At 71.4% G+C, this 22,970-nt stretch carries 21 protein-coding genes; 11 read left to right on the top strand and 10 right to left on the bottom strand.

Annotated features, from left to right (window positions below; genetic code table 11):
- Window positions 1–85: 85 nt before the first annotated feature.
- From OG440_RS13215 to OG440_RS13205, 3 genes are all read right to left on the bottom strand, one after another.
- Complete coding sequence (locus OG440_RS13215) at window positions 86–715, bottom strand: TetR/AcrR family transcriptional regulator (RefSeq protein WP_406007041.1); 630 nt, start codon at window positions 713–715, stop codon at window positions 86–88.
- Window positions 716–719: 4 nt separating this feature from the next.
- Window positions 720–2,303 carry a DHA2 family efflux MFS transporter permease subunit gene (locus OG440_RS13210; RefSeq protein ID WP_406007040.1) on the bottom strand — a complete coding sequence of 528 codons (1,584 nt, stop codon included), beginning with the start codon at window positions 2,301–2,303 and terminating at the stop codon, window positions 720–722.
- Between the two features lie 119 nt (window positions 2,304–2,422).
- Window positions 2,423–3,136, bottom strand: a complete 714-nt coding sequence (locus OG440_RS13205) for a hemolysin III family protein (RefSeq protein ID WP_406007039.1) — start codon at window positions 3,134–3,136, stop codon at window positions 2,423–2,425.
- Between the two features lie 312 nt (window positions 3,137–3,448).
- Here OG440_RS13205 and OG440_RS13200 point away from each other — a divergent pair, with 312 nt between their 5' ends.
- The gene (locus OG440_RS13200; RefSeq protein ID WP_406007038.1) at window positions 3,449–5,272 is read left to right on the top strand and encodes a phosphoenolpyruvate carboxykinase (GTP); all 1,824 of its coding nucleotides are present in this window, start codon (window positions 3,449–3,451) and stop codon (window positions 5,270–5,272) included.
- Between the two features lie 338 nt (window positions 5,273–5,610).
- On the opposite strand, the gene OG440_RS13195 is transcribed toward OG440_RS13200, so the two are convergent.
- Both OG440_RS13195 and OG440_RS13190 read right to left on the bottom strand, forming a co-directional pair.
- Window positions 5,611–6,039, bottom strand: a complete 429-nt coding sequence (locus tag OG440_RS13195; RefSeq protein ID WP_406007037.1) for a hypothetical protein — start codon at window positions 6,037–6,039, stop codon at window positions 5,611–5,613.
- 78 nt (window positions 6,040–6,117) lie between these two features.
- Window positions 6,118–7,329, bottom strand: coding sequence for a pyridoxal phosphate-dependent aminotransferase (locus tag OG440_RS13190; protein ID WP_406007036.1), 1,212 nt, complete (start codon window positions 7,327–7,329; stop codon window positions 6,118–6,120).
- A 124-nt stretch (window positions 7,330–7,453) separates the two neighbouring features.
- Between OG440_RS13190 and OG440_RS13185 the strand changes: the two genes are divergently transcribed.
- Together OG440_RS13185 and OG440_RS13180 are read left to right on the top strand one after the other, a co-directional pair.
- The gene (locus tag OG440_RS13185; RefSeq protein WP_406007035.1) at window positions 7,454–8,083 is read left to right on the top strand and encodes a hypothetical protein; all 630 of its coding nucleotides are present in this window, start codon (window positions 7,454–7,456) and stop codon (window positions 8,081–8,083) included.
- Between the two features lie 142 nt (window positions 8,084–8,225).
- The gene (locus OG440_RS13180) at window positions 8,226–9,122 is read left to right on the top strand and encodes a serine protease (protein ID WP_406007034.1); all 897 of its coding nucleotides are present in this window, start codon (window positions 8,226–8,228) and stop codon (window positions 9,120–9,122) included.
- 28 nt (window positions 9,123–9,150) lie between these two features.
- On the opposite strand, the gene OG440_RS13175 is transcribed toward OG440_RS13180, so the two are convergent.
- Both OG440_RS13175 and OG440_RS13170 read right to left on the bottom strand, forming a co-directional pair.
- Window positions 9,151–10,776 carry an amidohydrolase family protein gene (locus OG440_RS13175; RefSeq protein WP_406007033.1) on the bottom strand — a complete coding sequence of 542 codons (1,626 nt, stop codon included), beginning with the start codon at window positions 10,774–10,776 and terminating at the stop codon, window positions 9,151–9,153.
- A 33-nt stretch (window positions 10,777–10,809) separates the two neighbouring features.
- Window positions 10,810–12,084 carry an amino acid deaminase gene (locus OG440_RS13170; protein WP_406007032.1) on the bottom strand — a complete coding sequence of 425 codons (1,275 nt, stop codon included), beginning with the start codon at window positions 12,082–12,084 and terminating at the stop codon, window positions 10,810–10,812.
- A gap of 171 nt (window positions 12,085–12,255) precedes the next feature.
- Here OG440_RS13170 and OG440_RS13165 point away from each other — a divergent pair, with 171 nt between their 5' ends.
- From OG440_RS13165 to OG440_RS13145, 5 genes are all read left to right on the top strand, one after another.
- The gene (locus OG440_RS13165; protein WP_406007031.1) at window positions 12,256–13,299 is read left to right on the top strand and encodes a sugar kinase; all 1,044 of its coding nucleotides are present in this window, start codon (window positions 12,256–12,258) and stop codon (window positions 13,297–13,299) included.
- Window positions 13,296–14,063, top strand: a complete 768-nt coding sequence (locus tag OG440_RS13160; RefSeq protein ID WP_406007030.1) for an IclR family transcriptional regulator — start codon at window positions 13,296–13,298, stop codon at window positions 14,061–14,063. Before OG440_RS13165 ends, OG440_RS13160 begins: the two co-directional genes overlap by 4 nt.
- Window positions 14,064–14,070: 7 nt before the next feature.
- Window positions 14,071–14,481, top strand: coding sequence for a RidA family protein (locus OG440_RS13155; protein ID WP_406007029.1), 411 nt, complete (start codon window positions 14,071–14,073; stop codon window positions 14,479–14,481).
- A 129-nt stretch (window positions 14,482–14,610) separates the two neighbouring features.
- Window positions 14,611–16,089, top strand: coding sequence for a GntP family permease (locus OG440_RS13150; RefSeq protein WP_406007028.1), 1,479 nt, complete (start codon window positions 14,611–14,613; stop codon window positions 16,087–16,089).
- Between the two features lie 65 nt (window positions 16,090–16,154).
- The gene (locus tag OG440_RS13145; protein ID WP_406007027.1) at window positions 16,155–16,847 is read left to right on the top strand and encodes a hypothetical protein; all 693 of its coding nucleotides are present in this window, start codon (window positions 16,155–16,157) and stop codon (window positions 16,845–16,847) included.
- On the opposite strand, the gene OG440_RS13140 is transcribed toward OG440_RS13145, so the two are convergent.
- The gene (locus OG440_RS13140) at window positions 16,844–18,214 is read right to left on the bottom strand and encodes a M14 family metallopeptidase (RefSeq protein WP_406007026.1); all 1,371 of its coding nucleotides are present in this window, start codon (window positions 18,212–18,214) and stop codon (window positions 16,844–16,846) included. The two genes, OG440_RS13145 and OG440_RS13140, sit on opposite strands and share 4 nt — an antisense overlap.
- 279 nt (window positions 18,215–18,493) lie before the next feature.
- Between OG440_RS13140 and OG440_RS13135 the strand changes: the two genes are divergently transcribed.
- Both OG440_RS13135 and OG440_RS13130 read left to right on the top strand, forming a co-directional pair.
- Window positions 18,494–19,819, top strand: coding sequence for an Nramp family divalent metal transporter (locus OG440_RS13135; RefSeq protein WP_406007025.1), 1,326 nt, complete (start codon window positions 18,494–18,496; stop codon window positions 19,817–19,819).
- 89 nt (window positions 19,820–19,908) lie between these two features.
- On the top strand, window positions 19,909–20,499 hold the full coding sequence (locus OG440_RS13130; RefSeq protein WP_406011339.1) for an isochorismatase family protein: 591 nt from the start codon (window positions 19,909–19,911) through the stop codon (window positions 20,497–20,499).
- Between the two features lie 34 nt (window positions 20,500–20,533).
- On the opposite strand, the gene OG440_RS13125 is transcribed toward OG440_RS13130, so the two are convergent.
- Window positions 20,534–21,793 carry a hypothetical protein gene (locus OG440_RS13125; protein ID WP_406007024.1) on the bottom strand — a complete coding sequence of 420 codons (1,260 nt, stop codon included), beginning with the start codon at window positions 21,791–21,793 and terminating at the stop codon, window positions 20,534–20,536.
- A gap of 101 nt (window positions 21,794–21,894) precedes the next feature.
- The gene (locus OG440_RS13120; protein ID WP_406007023.1) at window positions 21,895–22,407 is read right to left on the bottom strand and encodes a SigE family RNA polymerase sigma factor; all 513 of its coding nucleotides are present in this window, start codon (window positions 22,405–22,407) and stop codon (window positions 21,895–21,897) included.
- Between the two features lie 119 nt (window positions 22,408–22,526).
- Here OG440_RS13120 and OG440_RS13115 point away from each other — a divergent pair, with 119 nt between their 5' ends.
- Entirely contained in the window at window positions 22,527–22,937 is a 411-nt protein-coding gene (locus tag OG440_RS13115) for a hypothetical protein (RefSeq protein WP_406007022.1), read from the top strand.
- Window positions 22,938–22,970: the final 33 nt, after the last annotated feature.

The following is a 22,970-nucleotide window of genomic DNA, read 5'->3' as shown; positions in this document are numbered from 1 at the left end:
GACGAGCTGCCCGTTCTCTACCGTGCAGACGGCACGGTGGTCCCCGGTCCGGAGCTTCCAGAGCACGCGCCGGTCACCCGGGGGCTCAGCCGTCCTCCTTGCTCAGGCCGTGTTCCAGGACGTCCAGGGTGCGGTCGACGAGAGTGACGAAGTCGCCCTTCTGGCCGTGCTCGCCCCAGTACAGGGCGGTCTCCATCAGGCCGCCGAGCAGGGACATCGTGTAGACGCGGACCTCCAGGCTGTCCGGGTCGCGGCCGGAGCGCTCGCCGATCGCGACGCAGAGCGTCCGGCCGATGACCGACATGCTCTCCATCATCCGCGAGCGCACCGCCGGGACCTGGACCATCAGGTCGGTGCGCACCCGGGCTTCCTCCGGATTCTCGTCCATGCCCCTGCGGGCGCCCTCGCGCATCACGTACCGCATGGTGTCCGCCAACGACTCGTCGGTGGGCCGGGCGAGCAGCTCCTCCAGCAGGACCGGGTCCAGCTCGTCGGTGAGGACGATGTCCTCCTTGGTCGGGAAGTACCGGAAGACGGTCGACGGCGACACCTCGGCGCGCTCGGCGATCTGGTCGATCGTCGTGGCGTCGTACCCCTGTTCCCCGATCAGCGCGTAGGTCGCGGTGCGGATCGCCTCGCGGGTCTTGATCTTCTTGCGCTCGCGGAGACCGGGTCGCGGGTGGTCGGCGGGAGGACTGGTGCGTGCGGCCGTCATGGGCTCATTGTCGGGCATCGGCCGCGGGAGTGACCAAGCCGGGACCGGCGTCCCCGGCTCCCGCCACGGGACCGGCCTCCGCCACGCGTGGGGTTCCCGGCAGGAACGCGGCCGCCAGCAGCGCGGAGACCAGGGCGGCGGCGCCGCACACCAGCAGCACCAGGCTCATCCCGTGGACGTAGGCGGAGTTCGCGGACGCGGCGAGACCGGGCAGGTGCGCCTTCTCGGCGATCACATGGGCCGCGACCACCGACTCCCCGGCCGTGCCGGCCACCCCGGAGGGCAGTCCGGTGACGTCGAGCCGGTCGCGGAAGGTGCTCGCGAGCAGGCTGCCGAGCAGCGCGATGCCGATGGCGGCGCCAACCTGACGCAGGGTCATCAGCAGGCCCGAGCCGCTGCCGGCGCGGTCGGCGGGCAGGGTGCCCAGCGCGCCGGCCATCGCGGGCACGATCGAGAAGCCGAAGCCGAACCCGACGATCGTCAGCCACAGCGCGGTGAAGCCGTATCCGGAGTCGACCGTCGTACGGCTGCCCAGCAGCATGGCGAAGGCCAGCACCACCAGGCCCGCGCTCACCACCGCCCGCGCCCCGAACCGGACCACGACGGGCTGCGCGGCCCGGGCGGCGACGATCAGACCGCCCATCATGGGCAGCAGCCGCACCCCGGTGCCGAGGGCGTCGCTGCCGAGGACGGCCTGGAGGTACTGCGGCAGGACGAACAGCAGGCCGGACAGCACGAACATGAGGAGGGTCGCCGCGAGCGTGTTGAACAGGAACCCGCGGTGGGCGAGCAGCCCCATGTCGAGCATGGGCCGCTCGGCCCGGCGCTCGCGCAGGACCAGCGCGGTGATCAGCACGACGGCCGCGGCGTCCATCGCGAGGACCAGCGGGTCGCCCCAGCCCCGGGTGGGCGCCTCGATGATCGCGTAGATGAGCGCGCCGAGCCCGGTCGCGGTGAGCGCGGTGGAGACGACGTCGACCTTGGGGGAGGACGGGTCGCGGGTCTCGGGCAGCAGGAGGACACAGGCGGCGATGCCGAGCGCGGCCATGGGGATGTTGATGAGGAAGACGGAGCCCCACCAGAAGTGGTCGAGCAGCCAGCCGCCGATGATCGGTCCGAGCGGCAGGCCCAGCGTCGAGCCGGCCGAGACGATGCCGACGGCCTTGGTGCGCTCCTCGGGCGCGAACAGCGAGGGCAGCACCGACAGCGCGAGCGGTGTGACCAGCGCGGCCCCGACGCCCATCACGGCGCGGGCGGCGATGACCGCGTCCACGTCCCCGGCGAGCGTGCCGACCAGCGAGCCGGCGAGGAAGATCCCCAGCCCGGTGATCAGCATGTTCCGCCGGCCGAAGCGGTCGCCCAGCAGGCCCGCCGGGAGCATCAGGGCCGCGAAGACGACGACGTACGCGTCCGCCATCCACTGCTGCTGACCGGTGCCGGCGCCGAGCTGCTCCGCCATCGTCGGGAGCGCCACATTGAGGATCGTCGTGTCGAAGCCGAGCGTGAGCATGCTCGCGACCAGGGCCCCCAGGGCCCACCAGCGGCGGGGATCGGACCCCACCGCGGCAGTGTTCGTGACAGTAACCATGAAATGAGAGTAACTCTCAAAAAGTAGTCAGTGTCAATCTTCGCCGGTTTCGGGCTGCGTCGGCGCACGGAAAAGGGCCACGGCTCGCAAGCCGTGGCCCTGGGAGGGCGGGGGAGCGGTTATCCGTGCTGGTACGCCACCAGCGAGATCCCGACGTAGTGCACGACGAACGCGGCCAGCGTCAGGGAGTGGAAGACCTCGTGGAAGCCGAACCAGCGCGGTGAGGGGTTGGGGCGCTTGATGCCGTAGATCACGCCGCCCGCGCTGTAGAGGAGCCCGCCGACGATCACCAGGACCATGACGGCGATACCGCCCGCCCGCATGAAGTCCGGCAGGAAGAAGACGGCCGCCCAGCCCATCGCGATGTAGCAGGGCGTGTAGAGCCAGCGCGGGGCGCCGACCCAGAAGACCCGGAAGACGATGCCCGCGACCGCCGCCGCCCAGATGCTCCACAGCAGCCACCGCCCCTTCGACTCCGGCAGGAGCAGCAGGGTGAGCGGTGTGTAGGTGCCCGCGATGATCAGGAAGATGTTCGCGTGGTCGAGTCTGCGCAGGATGCCGTCCATCCGCGGGCTCCAGTCGCCGCGGTGGTAGAGGGCGCTCACTCCGAACAGGAGGCAGGCCGTCAGGGCGAAGATGCCGCAGGCGACGCGGCCGCGGGTCGAGTCCGCCAGGGCGGTGAGGACCAGTCCGGACACGAGGGCGGCCGGGAACATGCCGAGGTGCAGCCAGCCGCGGAGCTTGGGCTTGATCTCTTCCGACAGGGAGTGCGCGACAGACGCGGGGCCGGCGGCCGGCGAGTCCGTGGTCGCTTCGGGGACGGACGCAGTCATGCGCGAATCGTACCTACGGAACCGTAGGTTACGCGTCGGTACGACACAGCCGGTGCGAAGAGTGGCCATCCTCTCACGGGCCTTCTTCAAGGGATCGTCGGCTGAACGCCATGTGGACGCAAAACGGCGCCTCTACACGTGGCCATCCTCACTCCGCTCACCTGTGAGGCCCTATGGACATATGGGCGGTACCATCGGATGATCAAATGAGTGCGGTCGACACCGGATGAGCGCCAAGGTCATCACTCGAAGCATCCGGGTCGCAGCCCCCACGGGGCCTCCCAATAAAAAATCCCTCATTTAGGAGCAATCGTGGCGCGCGACATCGCGGCTCCCCCCGTCATCCCCACCCACCACCAGGAACTCGTCTCCTGGGTGAACGAGATCGCCGAACTGACGCAGCCGGACAACGTGGTCTGGTGTGACGGATCCGAGGCCGAGTACGAGCGCCTGTGCGACGAGCTCGTCGAGAAGGGCACCTTCAAGAGGCTCGACCCGGTCCAGCGCCCGAACTCCTACTACGCCGCCTCCGACCCCACCGACGTCGCGCGCGTCGAGGACCGCACCTTCATCTGTTCCGAGCAGGAGAAGGACGCCGGCCCCACCAACCACTGGAAGGCGCCCGCCGAGATGCGGGACATCTTCTCGGGGGAGAAGGGGCTGTTCCGCGGCTCCATGCGCGGCCGCACCATGTACGTCGTGCCCTTCTGCATGGGCCCGCTGGGTTCCGACCTCTCCGCGATAGGCGTCGAGATCACCGACTCCGCCTACGTCGCCGTGTCCATGCGCACCATGACCCGCATGGGACAGCCGGTGCTGGACGAACTCGGCACCGACGGCTTCTTCGTGCGTGCCGTGCACACGCTCGGAGCGCCGCTGGCCGAGGGCGAGGCGGACGTCCCGTGGCCCTGCAACCAGACCAAGTACATCTCGCACTTCCCCGAGAGCCGCGAGATCTGGTCCTACGGCTCCGGCTACGGCGGCAACGCCCTGCTCGGCAAGAAGTGCTACGCCCTGCGCATCGCGTCCGTCATGGCACGCGACGAGGGCTGGCTCGCCGAGCACATGCTGATCCTCAAACTGACCCCGCCGCAGGGCGAGTCGAAATACGTCGCCGCCGCCTTCCCGAGCGCCTGCGGCAAGACCAACCTCGCCATGCTGGAGCCCACCGTCTCCGGCTGGACCGTCGAGACCATCGGCGACGACATCGCCTGGATGCGCTTCGGCGAGGACGGCCGCCTGTACGCCATCAACCCCGAGGCCGGCTTCTTCGGTGTGGCGCCCGGCACCGGTGAGCACACCAACGCCAACGCGATGAAGACGCTCTGGGGCAACTCGGTCTTCACCAACGTCGCCCTCACCGACGACAACGACATCTGGTGGGAGGGCATGACGGAGGAGACTCCCGCCCACCTCACCGACTGGAAGGGCAACGACTGGACGCCGGACTCCGGTGTCCCCGCCGCCCACCCCAACGCCCGCTTCACCGTTCCCGCCGCGCAGTGCCCGATCATCGCGCCCGAGTGGGAGGACCCCCGGGGCGTCCCGATCTCGGCGATCCTCTTCGGCGGCCGGCGCGCCTCCGCGGTCCCGCTGGTGACGGAGTCCTTCGACTGGAATCACGGCGTCTTCCTCGGCGCCAACGTGGCCTCCGAGAAGACCGCCGCCGCCGAGGGCAAGGTCGGCGAGCTGCGCCGCGACCCGTTCGCGATGCTGCCGTTCTGCGGCTACAACATGGGCGACTACATGGGCCACTGGGTCGACGTCGCCAAGGGCAAGGACCAGGCGAAGCTCCCGAAGATCTACTACGTCAACTGGTTCCGCAAGAACGAGGCCGGCAAGTTCGTCTGGCCCGGCTTCGGCGAGAACAGCCGCGTCCTGAAGTGGATCGTGGAGCGCCTGGACGGCAAGGCCGACGGCGTCGAGACGCCGATCGGCATCCTGCCGACCAAGGACGCCCTCGACACCAAGGGCCTCGAACTGGCCGACTCCGACCTGGAGTTCCTCCTCACCGTGGACAAGGAGGTCTGGCGCGAGGAGGCCGCCCTGGTCCCGGAGCACCTGAACACCTTCGGGGACCACACGCCGAAGGAACTGTGGGACGAGTACCGCGCGCTGGTGCAGCGCCTGGGCTGACGCCCCCGAAAGACTCCGCGGCCGGCACGGGATTGCCCTGACCAGTGATCGTCACGGCCGGCCGCGGTGCGATGCGGCGAGCCGCGTACAACGGCGTACGTGGCCATGGGCCTGTCGTCGCCTCCCCGTCCGCCCCGACGAGGAGACGACGGCAGGCCTTCGCCTGTGTGTGTCCCTGTCCGTGTCCGCGGGCCGCGGAGAAAAAAAATGGCGCCCGGTCCGCGCGTCGCTGCGGGTGCACGCGGACCGGGGCCGTTCATGGTCCCCGGAGGGAGGCCCCGGGCAAGAGGTGGTGCCGGGGCGGGGGTTCACCGGGAGGATCGCCCCGGTGAGGGGGTTCAGCCGGCGGTGCTCAGTTGCTCGGTCTCCACCAGTGCGGCGGCGTGCGCGTCCATGCGCTGGGCCGCCAGGATCGCCGCCGCGGTGTCCGCGCGGGACGCGGCGACGAGGAGGGCGCGGCCCGCCAGGGCGTGCGCCCGCTCGTGCAGGACCGCGAGGCGCGGGTCCGCCGGGTCGGCGGCGAGGGTGGAGCGGACCGGCGTCCGTCCTCCCCGCAACCGGGTCACCTGCTGCGCGAGCCGGGTGGCCGCGGTGTCCAGGTCGGCGGACGGCGCCGCCGCGCGCAGCTCGTCGGTGACGGCGAGCAGCGCCGCGAGATGAGCTGCGAGCTGGATGTCCAGCTCCTCCTCGCGGGTGCGGTGGGGGAAGTCCGAGGGCTTGCCGGCCATCGTGGTGTGCACCGACTTGGTGCGGATCGGCTCATACATGAGGATGGCCTCCTGTGCTGTCAGGAAACCATCCTAGCTTAGATCTCGTCTAAAGTTGAGCCGTCCATGAAATCGCCGCTACGGCTGGCTGTAGCCGTCCAGGAAGCGGGCGATCCGGCCCACCGCGTCCCGCAGGTCGGTCGCCGTCGGCAGCGTGACGACCCGGAAGTGGTCCGGCTCCGGCCAGTTGAAGCCGGTGCCCTGGACGACCATGATCTTCTCCTGGCGCAGCAGGTCCAGGACCATCTGCCGGTCGTCCTTGATCTTGAAGACGGTGGGGTCCAGGCGCGGGAAGAGATACAGCGCCCCCTTCGGGCGGACGCACGTCACGCCCGGGATCTGCGTCAGCAGCTCGTACGCCGTGTCCACCTGCTCCTTGAGCCGCCCGCCCGGCAGCACCAGATCCTTGATCGTCTGCCGTCCGCTGAGCGCGGCCACGACACCGTGCTGCCCCGGCATGTTCGCGCACAGGCGCATGTTCGCCAGGATCGTCAGACCCTCGATGTAGGAGTCGGCGTGCGCGCGCGGACCGGAGATCGCCATCCAGCCGACCCGGTAGCCGGCCACCCGGTACGCCTTCGACATGCCGTTGAAGGTGAGGGTGAGCAGGTCCGGGGCGACCTTGGCGGTCGGGGTGTGCGTGGCGCCGTCGTAGAGGATCTTGTCGTAGATCTCGTCGGAGCAGATGAGCAGGTTGTGGCGGCGCGCGATGTCCGTCAGCCCCCGGATCATCGCCTCGTCGTACACCGCGCCCGTCGGATTGTTCGGGTTGATGATGACGATCGCCTTGGTGCGGTCCGTGACCTTGCGCTCGACGTCGGCGAGGTCGGGCATCCAGTCCGACTGCTCGTCGCACCGGTAGTGCACGGCCGTGCCGCCGGAGAGCGAGACGGCGGCGGTCCACAGCGGGTAGTCGGGGGCCGGTACGAGGACCTCGTCCCCGTCGTCCAGCAGCCCCTGCATCGCCATGACGATCAGCTCGGAGACGCCGTTGCCGATGAAGACGTGCTCGACGTCCGTCTCGATGCCGAGTGTCTGGTTGTGCATCACGACGGCCCTGCGCGCCGCGAGCAGGCCCTTCGCGTCGCCGTAGCCGTGCGCCGTCGAGACGTTGCGGAGGATGTCCTCCAGGATCTCCGGCGGGCAGTCGAAGCCGAAGGCGGCCGGGTTGCCCGTGTTCAGCTTGAGGATGCGGTGACCGGCCGCTTCCAGGCGCATCGCCTCCTCGAGAACCGGACCCCGGATCTCGTAACAGACGTTGGCGAGCTTGGTCGACTGGATCACCTGCATGTCTGGGAGCTTACGGCCCGGTAACGCCTCCGGGGGCGTGTTTCCCGCCACGTGAGACGGGTGGTTTGGGTTGTTATCGCCGGTAGCTGTCCCGTCAGCCGCTCCTGTCCCTAGAATCCGCGGCATGTTCAGGCCAGGTGAGAGTGGCGTACCTCCGGTGCGGCCGATCGTGTACCACCCGCACGCCGAGACCGATCCGGCCTCGTACGAGCGGTACGCCGACCCGGCGGCCGCCCACGGGTGGGAGAACGCGTACGACGAGACGGCCGAGCTGCCCCGGGTGCGCCCTGCGGAGGGGGAGCCGGGCGGCCGCGGGGACCGCCGGCGCGCCGCGGCCCGGACGAACCGCAGGTACACGCGCCGCGTGCTGACCGCCGTCGGGGCTGTCGGGGCGGTCGCGCTGGCAGCCGTGGTGGTGGGGATGTCCTTCTCCGGGGATCCGGGCGGGGACCAGCGGGGCGGCGGGCAGGGGGACACACGCTCGGCGCCGGACGACGCGGTGAGCCCGTCGGACCGGCCGACCCCGGCCGCGAGCGGCTCCGTCGGGGCCGCGGAGCCGACTCCCGTCGCCTCCGCCGCCGCGGTGCCGTCCTCGTCGGAGGGCACGGCGACCGCGACGCCCTCGGCCGGGTCGACGGCCGGCGCCGCCACCGGTCCGGCGACGAGCGTCGCGCCCTCCGTCTCGGCGTCCGCGTCCGGGTCCGGGAAGGGCAATCCCGGCAGGGGGCGGGGCCGGGACAAGGGGGGCAGGTAGCCGGGACGCGCCCCGGAGCGCTGATCCGCGCGGCTGAAAAGCGACCCTTGTCCTCTCCTCTGCATGCACTAACAATGCGCATGACAAAACAGCGGGCGACCGGAAGATCTCCGGTCGCCTTGTCGTAAGAGGGGACCCCCACATGAGAAAGCCTCTCGTTGCCGCGCTCTTCGCCCTGGCCATCGCCGGAGCGGGTGCGGCACCCGCGGTCGCCGCGCCGGTGAGCGCGAAGCCCGCGGCCCCGGCCACCTCGGCCTCGGCTTCCGCGATCGCGGCGGACACGAAGGCGGCCGCGCCGACCCTTCAGGCCGTCAACCTCGCCGGGACCGTCGCGCTCAGCAACTGCTCCGGCTCGGTCGTCCGCTTCCCGAACTCCCTGGACACCGACCCGGCCCTGGTGCTCTCCAACGGCCACTGCCTGTCGACCGGCTTCCCGGAGCCCGGCGAGGTGCTCGTCAACCAGGCCTCCAGCCGTACCTTCGGCCTGCTCAACTCCGCCGGCACCCGGGTCGCGACCCTGCGCGCCAACAAGCTGGCCTACGGGACCATGACCGACACGGACATCTCGATCTACCAGCTCACCAGCACGTACGCCACGATCAAGAGCGCGTACGGGATCTCCGCGCTCACCGTGCAGGACACCCACCCGACCGCCGGCACCGCCATCACCGTGGCGTCCGGCTACTGGAAGCGGCTCTACAGCTGCAACATCGACGGGTTCGTGTACCGCCTGAAGGAGGGCGACTGGACCTGGAAGGACTCGGTCCGTTACACCTCCGCCTGCCAGACCATCGGCGGCACCTCCGGCTCGCCGGTGATCGACCAGTCCACCGGCAAGGTCGTCGCCGTCAACAACACCGGCAACGAGGACGGCGCGCGGTGCACCGAGAACAACCCCTGTGAGGTCGACGCGAACGGCACCGTCACCGTCCGCCAGGGCATCAACTACGCCCAGGAGACCTACCTGATCCCGGCCTGCTTCACGACCGGCAACCAGCTCAACCTGAGCGCGAGCGCCTGCACCCTGCCCAAGCCGTAGGGCTCGGGCCACCGGGCGCGGCGTTCCGTCACACGGGACTGCGACGGACCGCCCGCCCCGCCAGCACGTCGGTGCGCCGGCCGTCCTCGATGACGAAGCGGCCGTCGACGAGGACGTGCGGGATGCCGGTGGGCAGGGTGCGCGGGGCGTCGTAGGTGGAGCCCGCCGCCACCGTGCGCGGGTCGAAGAGCACCAGGTCGGCGCGGTGGCCCTCCCGGACCAGGCCCCGGTCCGGCAGGCGCAGCCGGGCCGCTGGACGGCCGGTCAGATGGGCCACGCACTCCTCCAGGGACAGGATTCCCGCCTCCCGCACATAGTGGCCGAGGTAGCGCGGGAACGTGCCGTACGCCCGCGGGTGCGGCTTGGCGCCCGTCAGGACGCCGTCCGAGCCGCCCGTGTGGACGCGGTGGCGCATGATCGTGCGGACGTTCTCCTCGTGGCCGACGTGTTGGAGGATCGTCGGGGCCAGCCGGTCGTCGAGGAGGAGGCGGCGGGCCGTCGTCCAGGGTTCCTCGCCGCGCAGGAGCGCCGAGGCGTGGACCGTACGGCCCACGTGGTCCGCCAGCCGCTCGTCGCCCACGCCGGAGATCTCGATGGTGTCCCAGTCCACCGGCACCCCGTGGCAGCCGTCCGCGCCGGTCACCTCCAGGTCGTGGCGGACGCGGGCGGCCGTGTCGTCGTCGGCGAGGCGGCGCAGGATCTCCGCCGGGCCGCCCTCGCTCGCCCAGCTGGGCAGCAGCGCCGCGAGCGTCGTGCAGCCCGGCGTGTAGGGGTAGGTGTCGAGGGTGATGTCGGACCCCGCGTCGAGGGCTTCGTCCAGGAGGGCCAGCAGCTGGGGCGCCCGGCCCTCGTTCACGCCGAAGTTCATGGTGGCGTGGGCGAGGTGCAGGGGACAGCCCGCCTCCCGGGTCAGCTCGACCATCTCCGCGTACGCGTCGAGGGCGCCGGCCCCGTAGCTGCGGTGGTGGGGGCAGTAGTAGCCGCCGTAGCCCGCCACCACCCGGCACAGTTCGGTGAGTTCGGCCCCGCGCGCGTACATGCCGGGCGTGTACGTCAGTCCGGAGGACAGGCCCACGGCGCCCTGCTCCAGCCCCTCCGCCACCAGCCGGCGCATCCGGTCCAGCTCCCGGTCGGTGGCCGGGCGGTCCTCCCAGCCGACGACGAGGGCGCGGACCGTGCCCTGGGGGACGAGGTAGGCCGCGTTGACGGCGATGCCCCGGCCCTCGAAGCCGTGGTCCAGACGGTCCAGGTACTCGCCGACCGAACGCCAGTCGAAGTCGACGTCGTCGCCGTACCCGTTCCAGCCGGTGATGGCCCGGCGCACCCCTTCGAGGGTGCGGTCGTCGACCGGGGCGTACGACAGCCCGTCCTGGCCGAGGACTTCGAGGGTGACGCCCTGCGCGGCCTTGGCGCTGTGGTCGGGGTCGCGCAGCAGGGCCAGGTCGCTGTGGGCGTGCATGTCGATGAAGCCGGGGGAGAGGACCAGCCCCTCCGCGTCCAGCTCCCGCGTCGCCTTCGGGCGCTGGCAGCCGGCGGCCGCCGCCTCCTTCACGATCGAGACGATCCTGCCGTCGTCGACCACCACGTCCGCGCGGTAGGAGTCCGCGCCGGTGCCGTCGACCACGTCCGCGTCCCGGATGACGAGGTCTTCCATGCCCTACCTCCTGCCCGGCTCTTCGCCGGTGACCTAGAAGAACGTGCGGATGTAGTCGACGACCGTGCCGTCGGCCTCGGCCAGCGGGATCAGCGGCCACTTGTCGAAGGAGGTGCAGGGGTGCGAGAGGCCCAGGCCGACCCAGTCGCCGACCTCGACGTCCGCCTCGGGGCCGGTGCGCAGCCAGGCATGCTGGTCGGAGAGCGCGGTCACCGTGACACCGGTGGCGGGGCGTTCCGTGCCGTCCCGGCGGATCACCTGGGCGAAGGGCAGGTCCAGGTCGTAGGCCGCGTCCCGCTTGCCGGCGTTGACGAACGCCTGGTCGGGGGCGGGGCGGGAGACGACCTGGGTCCACAGGCGGAACGCGGGCTCCAGCGCGCCCTCCTCGGGCACCCGGTTGAACGGGGTGAGCTTGCGGTAGTGGCCGTCGTCGTGCGAGACGTAGGCGCCGGAGCGCAGCAGCTTCAGTACCGGCAGGGAGAGTCCGGGGATCTCGGCGAAGACCTCGGCGACCGTGTCGAACCAGGCGCTGCCGCCCGCGCTGACCACGATCTCCTCGGCTCCCGCGAACCGTCCCGCCCTGTCGAAGCCGGCGGCGAGGGCGACCAGACGGTGCAGCCAGGCCCGCACCCGCTCCGGGTCGGCCCGCGGCACCTCGCCCTCGTAGCCCGCGACCCCGACCAGCCGCAGGGCCGGCGCGGCGGCCACCGCGTCCGCGACCGCCGCGCACTCCGTCTCCGTACGGACGCCGGTGCGGGCGCCCTCGCCCGCGGCCAGTTCGACGACGACGTCCAGGGGGCGTCCGGCGCCGCGCAGGGCGGCGTCCATCAGCTCGACCCCGCGCACCGAGTCGACGTAACAGACGAGCCGGAACGCGGGGTCGGCGTCGAGCTGTGCGGAGATCCAGCGCAGGGCGGCCGGGTCCACCAGTTCGTTGGCGAGGAAGATCCGCCGGACGCCGTGGGCCCGGGCCACCCGCACCTGGTGCGGGACCGCGAGGGTGATGCCCCACGCGCCGCGGTCGAGCTGGCGCTGGAAGAGCTGCGGGGCCATGGAGGTCTTGCCGTGCGGGGCGAAGGCGAGACCGTGGCGGGTCGCGTAGGTCTCCATGAGGGCGAGGTTGTGTTCGAGGCGCTCGGCGGAGAGGGCCAGCACGGGGGTCGCGAAGCCGTCCGTGAAGAGGTTGCGGCGCTGGGCGGCCAGCTCGCCGACGGTGAGGCCGTCGGCGTCCGGCGGGAGGCCCTTGAAGCGGTGGTCGACGCGTTCCCCGGCCAGTCGGGCGAGCGCCTCGAGTGCCTCGGTACCCATGGAACCTCCTGATCAGGTGCGTTGCATTGGCTGCAACGACCGTTGCGTGTATCGCTTACCGCTGTCTAACATCTCGGCCAACGCGGGGTCAACGGAGCCTCCCCCAGCCTTCGGCCGGGGGATCCCCGTCTCGCTCCGCCCGCCCGCACCAGCAAGGGAGCCACGACGATCGTGACCGCCAGCGGACCCTGCAACGCTCCCGACGCCGTGGACGTCGTCGCGCTCGGCGAGTCCATGGTCACCTTCCTGCCCTCCCGGCCCGGCCGCCTCGCCGACGTCCCCTCCTTCGACCGCGGCATCGGCGGCGCCGAGTCCAACCTGGCCTGTGCGCTCGCGGCCGCCGGACACGCGGTGCGCTGGGTCGGCCGGGTCGGCGCCGACGCGTTCGGCGACCATCTCGTCGAGACCATCGGCTCCTACGGGGTCGACGTGAGCTCCGTACGCCGGGATCCCGACCGCCCGACCGGCGTCTACTTCCGCACCGCCGCCGACCGGTCCGGCGACGCGCACGAGGTCGCCTACTACCGGGCCGGGTCGGCGGCCTCCGCGATGTCCGTCGACACCGTCGACCTCGACGCCGTACGGGCCGGCCGGGTGCTGCACCTCACCGGGATCACCGCGGCCCTCTCCGCCGACTGCCTCGCCCTGCTGCGGGAACTGACGGCCCCGCGGCCCGGCCGGCCCCTCGTCTCCTTCGACGTCAACCACCGGCCCCGGCTGTGGACGGACGGCAACAGCCCCCAGGTCCTCCTCGAACTGGCCCGCGGCGCCGACCTGGTGTTCGTGGGCGAGGACGAGGCGGCCGAGGTGTGGGGACTGGACGGACCCGACGCCGTACGGACCGCGTTCCCCGACCCCGCGGTGCTCGTCGTCAAACAGGGGGCCCTCGGGGCGACCGTCTTCGACCGCGGGCGCGCCCTGCACGTCCCCGCCCCGCGGGTCGACGTCGTCGCCGCCGTCGGCGCCGGGGACGCCTTCGCCGCCGGGTTCCTCTCCGCCACCCTGCGCGGACTGCCCGTGCGCGACCGCCTCCGGCACGGGCACCTGATGGCCGCCGCCGCCCTCACCGTCCCCGGCGACCTGGCCGTGCCGCCCGCCCGCGACCACGCCGACCGGCTCGCGGCCCTCGACGACGCCGCGTGGGGGAGACTTCGTCTCGGCCCCGGCTGGACGCACGCCGAAGAGCGGGCCGACGAGGAGGTACGCACCCCATGAGCCAGACCGTCGACCGAGCGCTGAGCATCCTGCCGCTGCTCGCCGAGGGCCCCGCCGACCTCGGGCAGGTCGCCGACCGCCTCGACGTGCACAAGTCGACGGCCCTGCGGCTGTTGCGCACCCTGCACGAGCACGGCCTCGTCTACCGCCAGTCCGACCAGCGCTACCGCCTGGGCGCCCGCCTCTTCGCCCTCGCCCAGGAGGCGATGGAGAACCTCGACATCCGGGAGATCGCCCATCCGCACCTCGCCCGCCTGAACGAGACCTGCGGACACACCGTCCACCTCGCCGTGTACGAGGAGGGCGAGGTCCTCTACATCGACAAGGTGGAGAGCCGCTACCCGGTGCGCATGTACTCGCGGATCGGCAAGCCCGTCGCCATCACCGTGGCCGCCGTCGCCAAGCTGCTCCTCGCCGACCTGCCCGGGCCCGAGCGGCGCGCGATCGCCGAGAAGCTCGACTACCCCCTCTACACGGCCCGTTCGACCCCCAACGCCCCCGCCTTCCTGCGCGAGCTGGAAAAGGTGCGCGAACAGGGCTGGGCCACCGACCTCGGTGGCCACGAGGAGTCCATCAACTGTGCCGCCGCGCCGATCCGGGGCGCCGACGGCCGGGTGGTCGCCGCGATGTCGGTCTCCGCGCCGAACGTCGTCGTCACCGCCGACGAACTCCTCACCCTGCTCCCGCTGGTACGCCGCACGGCGGACGCCATCAGCGGCGAGTACTCCGGCAGGACCCCGATCAAGGAAGCCCCGAAGGAATGAGCCCGGCATGACCGAGAAGACCGCCCTCACCCCCAGGACCCACACCACCCCGCCCGCGAGATTCTCGCACGGGGTGCGCAAGGGCAACATCCTCCAGGTCGCGGGCCAGGTCGGCTTCCTGCCCGCCGAGGAGGGCAGGCCGCCGACGCCCGCGGGCCCCACCCTGCGCGAGCAGACCCTCCAGACCCTCGCCAACGTCAAGGCCATCCTCGAAGAGGGCGGCGCGAGCTGGGACGACGCGATGATGATCCGCGTCTACCTGACCGACACGGCACACTTCGCCGAGTTCAACGAGCTCTACAACGCGTACTTCGGGGAGCAGGCGCTCACCGCTCCGCCCGCGGCCCGCACGACCGTCTACGTCGGGCTTCCGGCCGGGCTCCTGGTCGAGATCGACGCGCTCGCCGTCCTCGGCTGACCCACCCGAAGTCCCGTCACCTCCCGCACCCCGTACCGCCTCACGGCACGGCGTCCCCGTTCGCAGGGGGTGCCGTGCCGCGATCCCCCCTGCCCGAAAGCTCCGTGAACCCCAGCAGAGGACCCCCGCATGCCCCTTCCGCTCGCGGCATCCACCCCCACCGAGGCCCCGCCCCACACCGGTGGACTGCTCCTCCTGATCGACGGCACCGCAGGCCTGCTGACGGTCGCCGCCCTCGGTATCGCCCTCCTCCTCTTCCTGATCATCAAGGTCAGACTCCAGCCCTTCGTGGCCCTCCTCGCGGTCTCCATAGCCGTCGGTCTGCTGGCCGGGCTGTCCGTGACCGAACTCTTCGGCACCGTGCAGCGTTCGGACGCCGTCTCCACCATCGAGTCCGGGATGGGCGGCATCCTCGGTCATGTCGCGATCATCATCGGGCTGGGCACGATGCTCGGCGCGGTCCTCGAAGTCAGCGGCGGCGCCGAGGTGTTGGCGTCCCGGCTGCTCGGCGCGTTCGGCGAACGGCGAGCGCCCCTGGCCATGGGCCTGACGGGCCTGATCTTCGGCATCCCGGTCTTCTTCGACGTCGGCATCTTCGTCCTGGCCCCGATCGTCTACGCCGCCGCCAAGCGGGGCGGCAAGTCGATCCTGCTGTACTGCCTGCCCCTGCTCGCCGGTCTGTCGATGACCCACGCGTTCCTGCCCCCGCACCCCGGCCCGGTCGCGGCCGCCGGCCTGCTGCACGTCGACCTCGGCTGGGTCATTCTCATGGGCGTCGTCTGCGGTGTCCCGGCGGTGCTGGCGGCCTGGGTGTACTCGGCGTGGATCGGCCGCCGCATCTTCGTCGCCGTACCGCAGGACATGGTCGAGGCGGCGGCGGAGGCGAAGCGGGCCGTCGTCGAGGAGCAGCGGACGCAGGGCGTCGTACCGCGCGAGGACCCGGTGCCGCTGGGCACGGTCGTCGGGATCATCGGTACGCCGCTGGTGCTGATCCTCGCCGCCACGTTCTCCTCGATCGCCCTGGACCCGTCCACGGGCCGCTCGGTGATCGAGTTCTTCGGCAGCCCGTTCGTGGCGCTGACCATCGCCCTGCTCCTCGCCTACTACCTGCTCGGCATCCGGCGCGGCTGGTCCCGCAAGTCGCTGGAGACGGTCTCGACGGCCTCGCTGAAGCCGGTCGGCAACATTCTGCTGGTCGTCGGCGCGGGCGGGATCTTCGGTGCCGTGCTGAAGGCGAGCGGGGTGGCGCAGGCGCTGTCGGACACCTTCAACGACGTGGGTCTGCCGGTGATCGTCCTGTCGTACCTGATCTCGGTGGTGCTGCGGGTCGCGCAGGGCTCGGCGACGGTGGCGATCGTGACGACGGCCGGCATCGTGGCGCCGCTGCTCGCCGAGGGAGACCACTCCCAGGCCTTCGTGGCCCTCGTCATCATGGCCATCTCGGCGGGCTCCATCTTCGCCTCGCACGTCAACGACGGCGGGTTCTGGATGGTGGCCAAGTACTTCGGCATCAGCGAGCGCGACACCCTGCGGACATGGACCGTGCTGGAGACGGTGCTGTCGGTGGCCGGGTTCGTGATGGCGGCCGGAATCAGCCTTTTCGTGTAGGACTCCGGTAACGAAGTCGGGGGCTGACTGTGTCCGGCACAGGATCTTCGACCATACTGCCCGCTGTGGAGCAGCGCATAGGTTCGAGCAGCCAGCCCCTGGAGGGCGCCGGGTTCGACCCGGCATTCATCCCCGGGCTCACGTCGCCCGTGACCGCGGAGCCGGAGGACAAGCGGCCGGCCGAGGACGACGGTGTCGACGCCGTCGAGCCCGGGACGGGGAAGGGGGAGCCGGAGGCGTCGGAGCGCCCGGACACGTCGGCGGAGCCGGACCCCTCCGACGCGGCCGAAAAGTCCTCCGAGTCCGACGACTCCGCCGAGTCCGTCGAGGGCCCCGTCTTCGAGGCCTCCGACCGCCGGGCGCGGATCGCCGCCGACGCCAAGGGCGTCCGGCTCCGCCTCGACGAGGAGTCGTGCGAGTTCCGCTGGGACGAGATCGGTGCGGTCGAGACCGAGACACCGCGCTTCGGCAAGCGGTTCACCGTCACGGTGCACACCCCTGACCGCCGCTGGTACCCGATCGAGATCGAGGCGACGGCCAGGTCCCGCTTCAAGGAGTGGGAAGAGCAGCTGGACGCGGTCCTCGACGCCTACTTCGAGGACGGCGAAGCCGAAGCCGAGGCCGAAACCGAAGCGGGCGCCGAGGACGAGGCGGTCGAGCTCGACGCCGAGGCCGCTGACGCCGAGGCCGCCGACGCCAAGGCCGCCGACGCCGAGGACGCCGACGCCGAGGAATCCGGCGTCAAGAAGTCCGACTAGACGCAGTACTGGCTCTGCTTCCCGATGGACCGGTACATGCAGTCCGCGTTCTCGAGAAGCTGCAGCACCGCGTCTCGGTTGCGGGAGGTCTCCCGCTCGATGATCTCGTCGGGCGGGTAGAACCCCCCTCCGGAAGCCGAGGACGGGTACATCTCGAAGGTGTACGAGAAGATCTTCTGCGTGCCCCAGAGGTAGTCGTCGATCGACCCGTCGGTGATGTACAGGTCGCTGGACTGCTCGGGGGTGTACCCGTTGCTCGCGGCCATCTTCTGCCCGACGGCCTTGAACGCGGCGTTGTCGTCCGCGGTCATCCCGGTCGCCGTGTCCGCGGTGGTGTAGCCGAACGGCCACAGCACCAACTGGCTGTACGTGTGGAAGTCGATCCCGGCGGTGATCTGCTGCTTGCCGCCCACGATCCGGCCGCGCACGAAGTCGGCGACGACCTTCACCTCGGGTGCGGACTCGGCGGCCGCACCCCGGTAGGTCTCGGAGGACGTGGAACCCGACGAGCCGCCACAGCAGCCGAACTTGTAGTTCCAGTTCCGGTTGAGGTCCGTACCGACGTACGAGGAACCGGAGTTGGGCTGCCGGTTCTTGCGCCACGAGCGGTACGAGCCGGAGGCGATGTCGTACTCGCCGCCGTCCGGGTTGAGGTCGGGGACGATCCAGATCTCGCGGCCGTTGACCATGTTGGTGACCCGGGAGTCGGAGCCGTAGCCGGCGCCCAGCTCGCGGATCAGGTACAGCGCCATCTCCACGGTGAGGTGCTCGCGGGCGTGCTGGTGGTGGGTGAACAGCACCTCCGGCTCGGCCTCGTCGGTGGCGACGTTGTCGCTGATCTTGACGGCCACGATGTCCCGGCCCTGGTACGACTTGCCGATGACCCGCTTGCTCATGATGCCCGGGTAGGCGGCGATGCGCTGGTCGATCTCCGCCGTCATCTCGGCGTAGTTGTGGTACTTGGAGTCGGCGGTCGGGAAGTCGAAGAGCCGTACCTCGTCCTCGGCGGCCCGGTCCGGCGCCGAGCCCAGCAGGGACACCTCGTACCCCTGGGCGCGCAGCTTCCGCACCTGGTCCGCGCGGCCGGAGACCACGATGGTCTCCTCGTCGGCCTCGTCGACGCTCACCCCGGACGCGGCGATCGCGGTGCGGGTCTGGGGGGTGCTGTGGTGGACGTGGATCTCGTACTGGTGGATGTCGTCGGCGGAGGGTGCCGCCGTCCGGGCGCTGCCCGCCGCCGCGTCGGTCACCGTCGCCGAGATCGGTGCGGCGAGCGCGAGGGCGAGGAGTGCGGCGAGGGCGGCGGTCCGCCTGCCGCCGCGGGCGCTTGTGGCGCCGACGCCTGAGCCGCGAATGCGAAGTCGCATGAACTCTCCTTGTGGGGAGCCGGGTGTGGGGGGCTGTGCGCTTGCCGTGTGCGGCGGTGCGGTGCCGCTCATCGTCGAGGCATGGCATGAGCAGGTCAAGAGAGGACAAGGGGCCGCTGGCCGAAATCATGCGGAATGCGACGAGTGACCGGCCGCGCAGTGTATCCGCGCCCACGCCGGTCGGCCGGCATTCGAGGTTTGGCCGGAGTGTGAGCACATCGGGTGGAGATCGCGCCCGCACCCTTGCCGGGGCGGCCTCTTTGGGCTTTCTTGACCCTCATGGCGGACACCACGGGAAACCCCACGGACACCGAGGCTCCATCCGGCATCGACAACGCGACCCCACGCAAGTCCAGTTGGAGGTACATCGGCCCCGGCATCGTCGTCGCCGCGACCGGCGTCGGCGCAGGCGACCTGGTGGCCACGCTCATCGCGGGCAGCAACTTCGGCTACACCCTGCTCTGGGCGGCGGTCGTCGGCTGCCTGGTCAAGATCTCCCTGGCCGAGGCGGCCGGCCGCTGGCACCTCTCCACCGGCCGCACCCTCTTCGACGGCTGGGCGAGCCTCGGTCGCTGGACGACCTGGTTCTTCGTCGTCTACGTGGTCGTCTGGGGCTTCGTCTACGGCGCGGCGGCCATGTCGTCGAGCGCGCTGCCGCTCCAGGCGCTGTTCCCGGACGTGATGGACCTGAAGGCGTGGGCCGTCGCCTGCGGTCTGGTGGGCCTGGTGTTCGTCTGGTTCAACCAGTACGCCGTCTTCGAGAAGGTCATGACGGTCCTGGTCGGCGTCATGTTCGTGGTGACGGTGTACCTGGCGATCCGGGTCGCCCCCCACCTCGGCGACGCCTTCGCGGGCCTCCTCCCGGTCCTGCCGGACGAGAAGGACTCCGTCCTCAACACCCTCGGCCTGATCGGCGGGGTCGGCGGCACCATCACCCTCGCCGCGTACGGCTACTGGGTGAACGCCAAGGGCTGGACCAACACCGGCTGGATGAAGGTGATGCGGCTCGACAACCGGGTCGCGTACGTGACGACGGGCATCTTCGTCGTCGCCATGCTCTTCGTCGGCGCGGAGCTACTGCACTCCGCGAACGTGGCGATCGCGAGCGGCGACAAGGGGCTCGTCCAGCTGAGCGACATCCTGGAGGCGGAGTACGGCACGGCGACCGCCAAGTTCTTCCTGATCGGCTTCTTCGCCACCTCCTTCACCTCCCTGATCGGTGTCTGGCACGGCGTGAGCCTGATGTTCGCCGACTTCGTGGCCCGCAGCCGCGGCCGCGGCGACGCGACCGGGGCGGCCGTCGCCTCCGGCGGCCGGGAACGCTCCTGGCCCTTCCGTGCGTATCTGCTGTGGCTGACCTTCCCGCCGATCGTGCTGCTCTTCCAGGGCCAGCCGTTCCGCCTGATCATCCTGTACGGCGTGCTGGGCGCGGCCTTCCTGCCGTTCCTGGCGGGGACCCTCCTGTGGCTGCTCAACTCCTCCCGCACCCCCCGGGAGTGGCGCAACGGGCTGCTGAGCAACGCGATGCTGGTGCTGGCGGGACTGCTGTTCCTGGTGCTGTGCGTCAAACAGGTCTGGGACCAGCCGTGGTCGGAGTTCTTCTGAACGCCACGGCGTGAACTTGCCTAACTCAAGCTTGAGTTCGGCAAGTACCTCTCCTAGGCTGTCGATCCCCTAGGAGAGGTGTCGTGGCCGTGGCCGTGACCGTGCTGGACGACAAGACCGCGCTCGTGCTGATCGACCTCCAGGCCGGCACACTCGCCGCCCCCACCAGGCCGTACCCCGCGGCGGAGGTCGTGGCCCGGGCCGCCGAACTCGCCGACGGCTTCCGCGCCGCGGGCGCGCCCGTCGTCCTGGTCCGTATGTCCACCTCGCCCGACGGCGCCGACGCGACGCCCGGCCGCAGCGAGGCGGCGCGACTGGCCGGCGGCCGCTCCCGGCCCTACGACCTGGGCCCGGTCGCCGAACCGCTGACCGGCCACGAGAGCGACATCCAGGTCACCAAGCGGACCTGGGGCGCCTTCCACGCCACCGACCTCGACCTCCAGCTGCGTCGCCGGGGTGTCACGCAGATCGTCCTCGCCGGCATCGCCACCAGCCTCGGTGTCGAGTCGACCGCCCGCGCCGCCCACGAGCACGGCTACCACGTCACGTTCGCGGTCGACGCGATGACCGACATCGACGAGGACGCGCACCGCCACCGCGTGTCGTACCTGTTCCCGCTGATCGGCGAGCCGGGCACGACGCGGGAGATCCTGGACCTGCTGTCCGGCGCCCGAGCCTGAGCCCGAGGGCCAGTCCATACGCGATCCCCGGCCGTCAGTCCTCGGTGGCCTGCCACCGAGGACTGAGCGCGATCGCCCGCAGCTGTCCGATGGTGAGGGCGGGCTTCGCCCGGGTCGCGGCCTTGTCCTGCGCGGCGGCGTTGAAGGCGCTGACGACGACCCGCATACCGTCCTCGCGCAGGGTGTCGACGGTCCACATCACGACGCCGGCACCGCCCTTCTCGCCCGGCCCCTGCTTGGTCGCGACGCGCGTCCCGTCGGAGAGGGTCTCGGCGTCGGCGCCGTACAGCTGGTCGGCCACGTCGGACATGTCCGGCTGCACGTTGACCTGGACCAGACTCGCGCCCTTGCCGTCGTCGACGACGAAGTAGCCGTACCCGGTCTCCTGGCTGCCGTTCGACACGTGGTCGAGGCCCTCGGGCAGCAGCAGACCGAGCTTGCGCAGGATGAGCCAGCCGGCCATCTCGGCGGGGCGGGCGGACGAGGCGGTCGGGGAGGCCGGCTTCTTCTCCTCGGGCATGGCGTCGACGACGCGAAGCCACTCCGAGGCCGCGGCCAGCTGCTTCAACTGGCCGGTGGTCAGGGGCGGTGCCGGGCGGGTGACGGGCTCGCCCTTCTCCGCGGGGGCGTTCCACTCGACGACGCTCACGTGCTGTCCGGACGGGGTGACCAGGTCCGCGCCCCACGCCTTGAGGTCGCCGCGGCGGTCGGGGTACTCGTAGCCCTGGTAGACGGTGACGGCGGACCCGTCGGGCAGGGTCTCGGTCCGGCAGGTGCCGAGGTCGGACCGGCCGGCGTCGGCGCAGGGCAGCACTGCGGAGGCCGGAGCGAACTTGCCCTCCTCCGTCGCGATCCGGCCCAGGCCCACGGAGACGGCCGCCTCGCCCTTTCCGTCGTCGTACACCCCCACCGCGAGCGGCGGGCCGCTCTCACCCGTGCCGCGTGCCTCGGTCCCGCTGAACTCGCCCTTCGGGAGCAGCTTCCGCAGGGTGCGGAGCATGTCGTCGGAGGAGTAGGCCGCCGGCTCGGCGCTGCCGCCGCCGGTCGCGGCGACGGAGGAGGGCTTCGGGTCGGACGCGCCGCCCCACGGCGTCAGCAGCGCACCGCCCACCCCCACCAGGGCGATACCCGCCGCGCCCCCCGCGATCGCGGTCCTGCGCCGCAGCCGCATACGGTCACCCCGGGCCCGGCCGGCGGCGGCGAGCGCGGCGGGGCCGTCGAAGGCGCCGCCGGCCTCGCGCAGGGCGGCGGAGAGCCGCTCCTCGAAGGAGTCGCTGTGCTGGTCGACAGGCATGGTGAACCACCGCTTTCGGCGAGAGGGGTCGAGAAGACTGCGAAGTCAGGGGGTGAGGTGCACGGGGCGGGGGCAGGGCCGGGCGCCGGGTGCCGGACGGCTCAGGGGCGGGCGTACTCGTCGATGTCCTCGCCCAGCAGCTCCCGCAGCCGTCCCAGCGCCCGCGAGCAGCGCGTCCGCACGGCCGCCGAGCTCGCGTTCATCGCGCCGGCGGTCTCCTCGATCGAGCGGTCCTCCCAGTACCGCAGGACCACCACCGCCCGGTCCTTGGCGGGCAGCCGCCCGAGGGCCTGCATCAGGGTCAGCCGCAACGGGGTGTCGGTGCCGCTGCCGTCGGCCACGTCCGGGAACACCTCCACGGCCCGCTCGCGGCTGCTGCGCCGCCGCTGGTGGGCGAGGAAGGCGCGGGTGAGGACGGTCTGCGCGTAACCGGCCGGGTTGTCGACCCGGGACACCCGCCCCCAGCGGACGTACAGTCTGCCGAGGGTCTCCTGGACCAGATCCTCGGCGAGGTGCGTGTCCCCGGCGGTGAGCAGGCACGCCGACCGGTACAGATGCCCGGTACGCGCCGCCGCGAACTCGGCGTACTCGTCCGCGCGGACGGCCTGCCTCATGAGTGTTCCCCCTGCGTCGGTTCCGTGCTGTCCTCACCTCACTAATGCCGTGGAGCGAGGGAAATGTTTCAGCGGAGACCGAAAGTGGCCGCACAGGATCGCGGAGGTACGTTCTCGTGGTGACAGACCAGCCGCCGCCGGGCTTCGGCCCGCCCCCGCCGCAGTACGCCCCGCACCACCCGCCGCAGCCCGCGCCGCAGTTCCCCCCGCAGTACGCCCCGCAGTTCGCCCCGCAGGCGGAGCCGCCGCCCGGGCCCGAGTTCCTCGCGGTCGACAAGCACAACTCGGTCGTCGTGGACGCGGCGGGCGTCGCCTTCGAGATGTACGACATCACCGTCGAGTTCCCGTGGCCCGAGGTCCGCAGCGTCCATTACCGGGCGAGCCCCAACGGCAAGGCCCTCATGGTCGCGGTGGTGCACGTGGACGGCCGGGTCTACGAGTGCGTGGTGACGGCGAAGCCGAAGGAGCGGCTGCGGGGCTGGTTCGCCCAGCTCGCCTGGGTGCTGGGCCACTACCGGCCCGCCGGGTAGCAGGGGGGGCGGACGCGCGGAAGGGCGTCGCCC

It is taken from the genome of Streptomyces sp. NBC_00637 (genome assembly GCF_045161545.1).
Lineage (GTDB): Bacteria > Actinomycetota > Actinomycetes > Streptomycetales > Streptomycetaceae > Streptomyces.
This window is presented reverse-complemented; position numbering and strand designations above follow the sequence as displayed.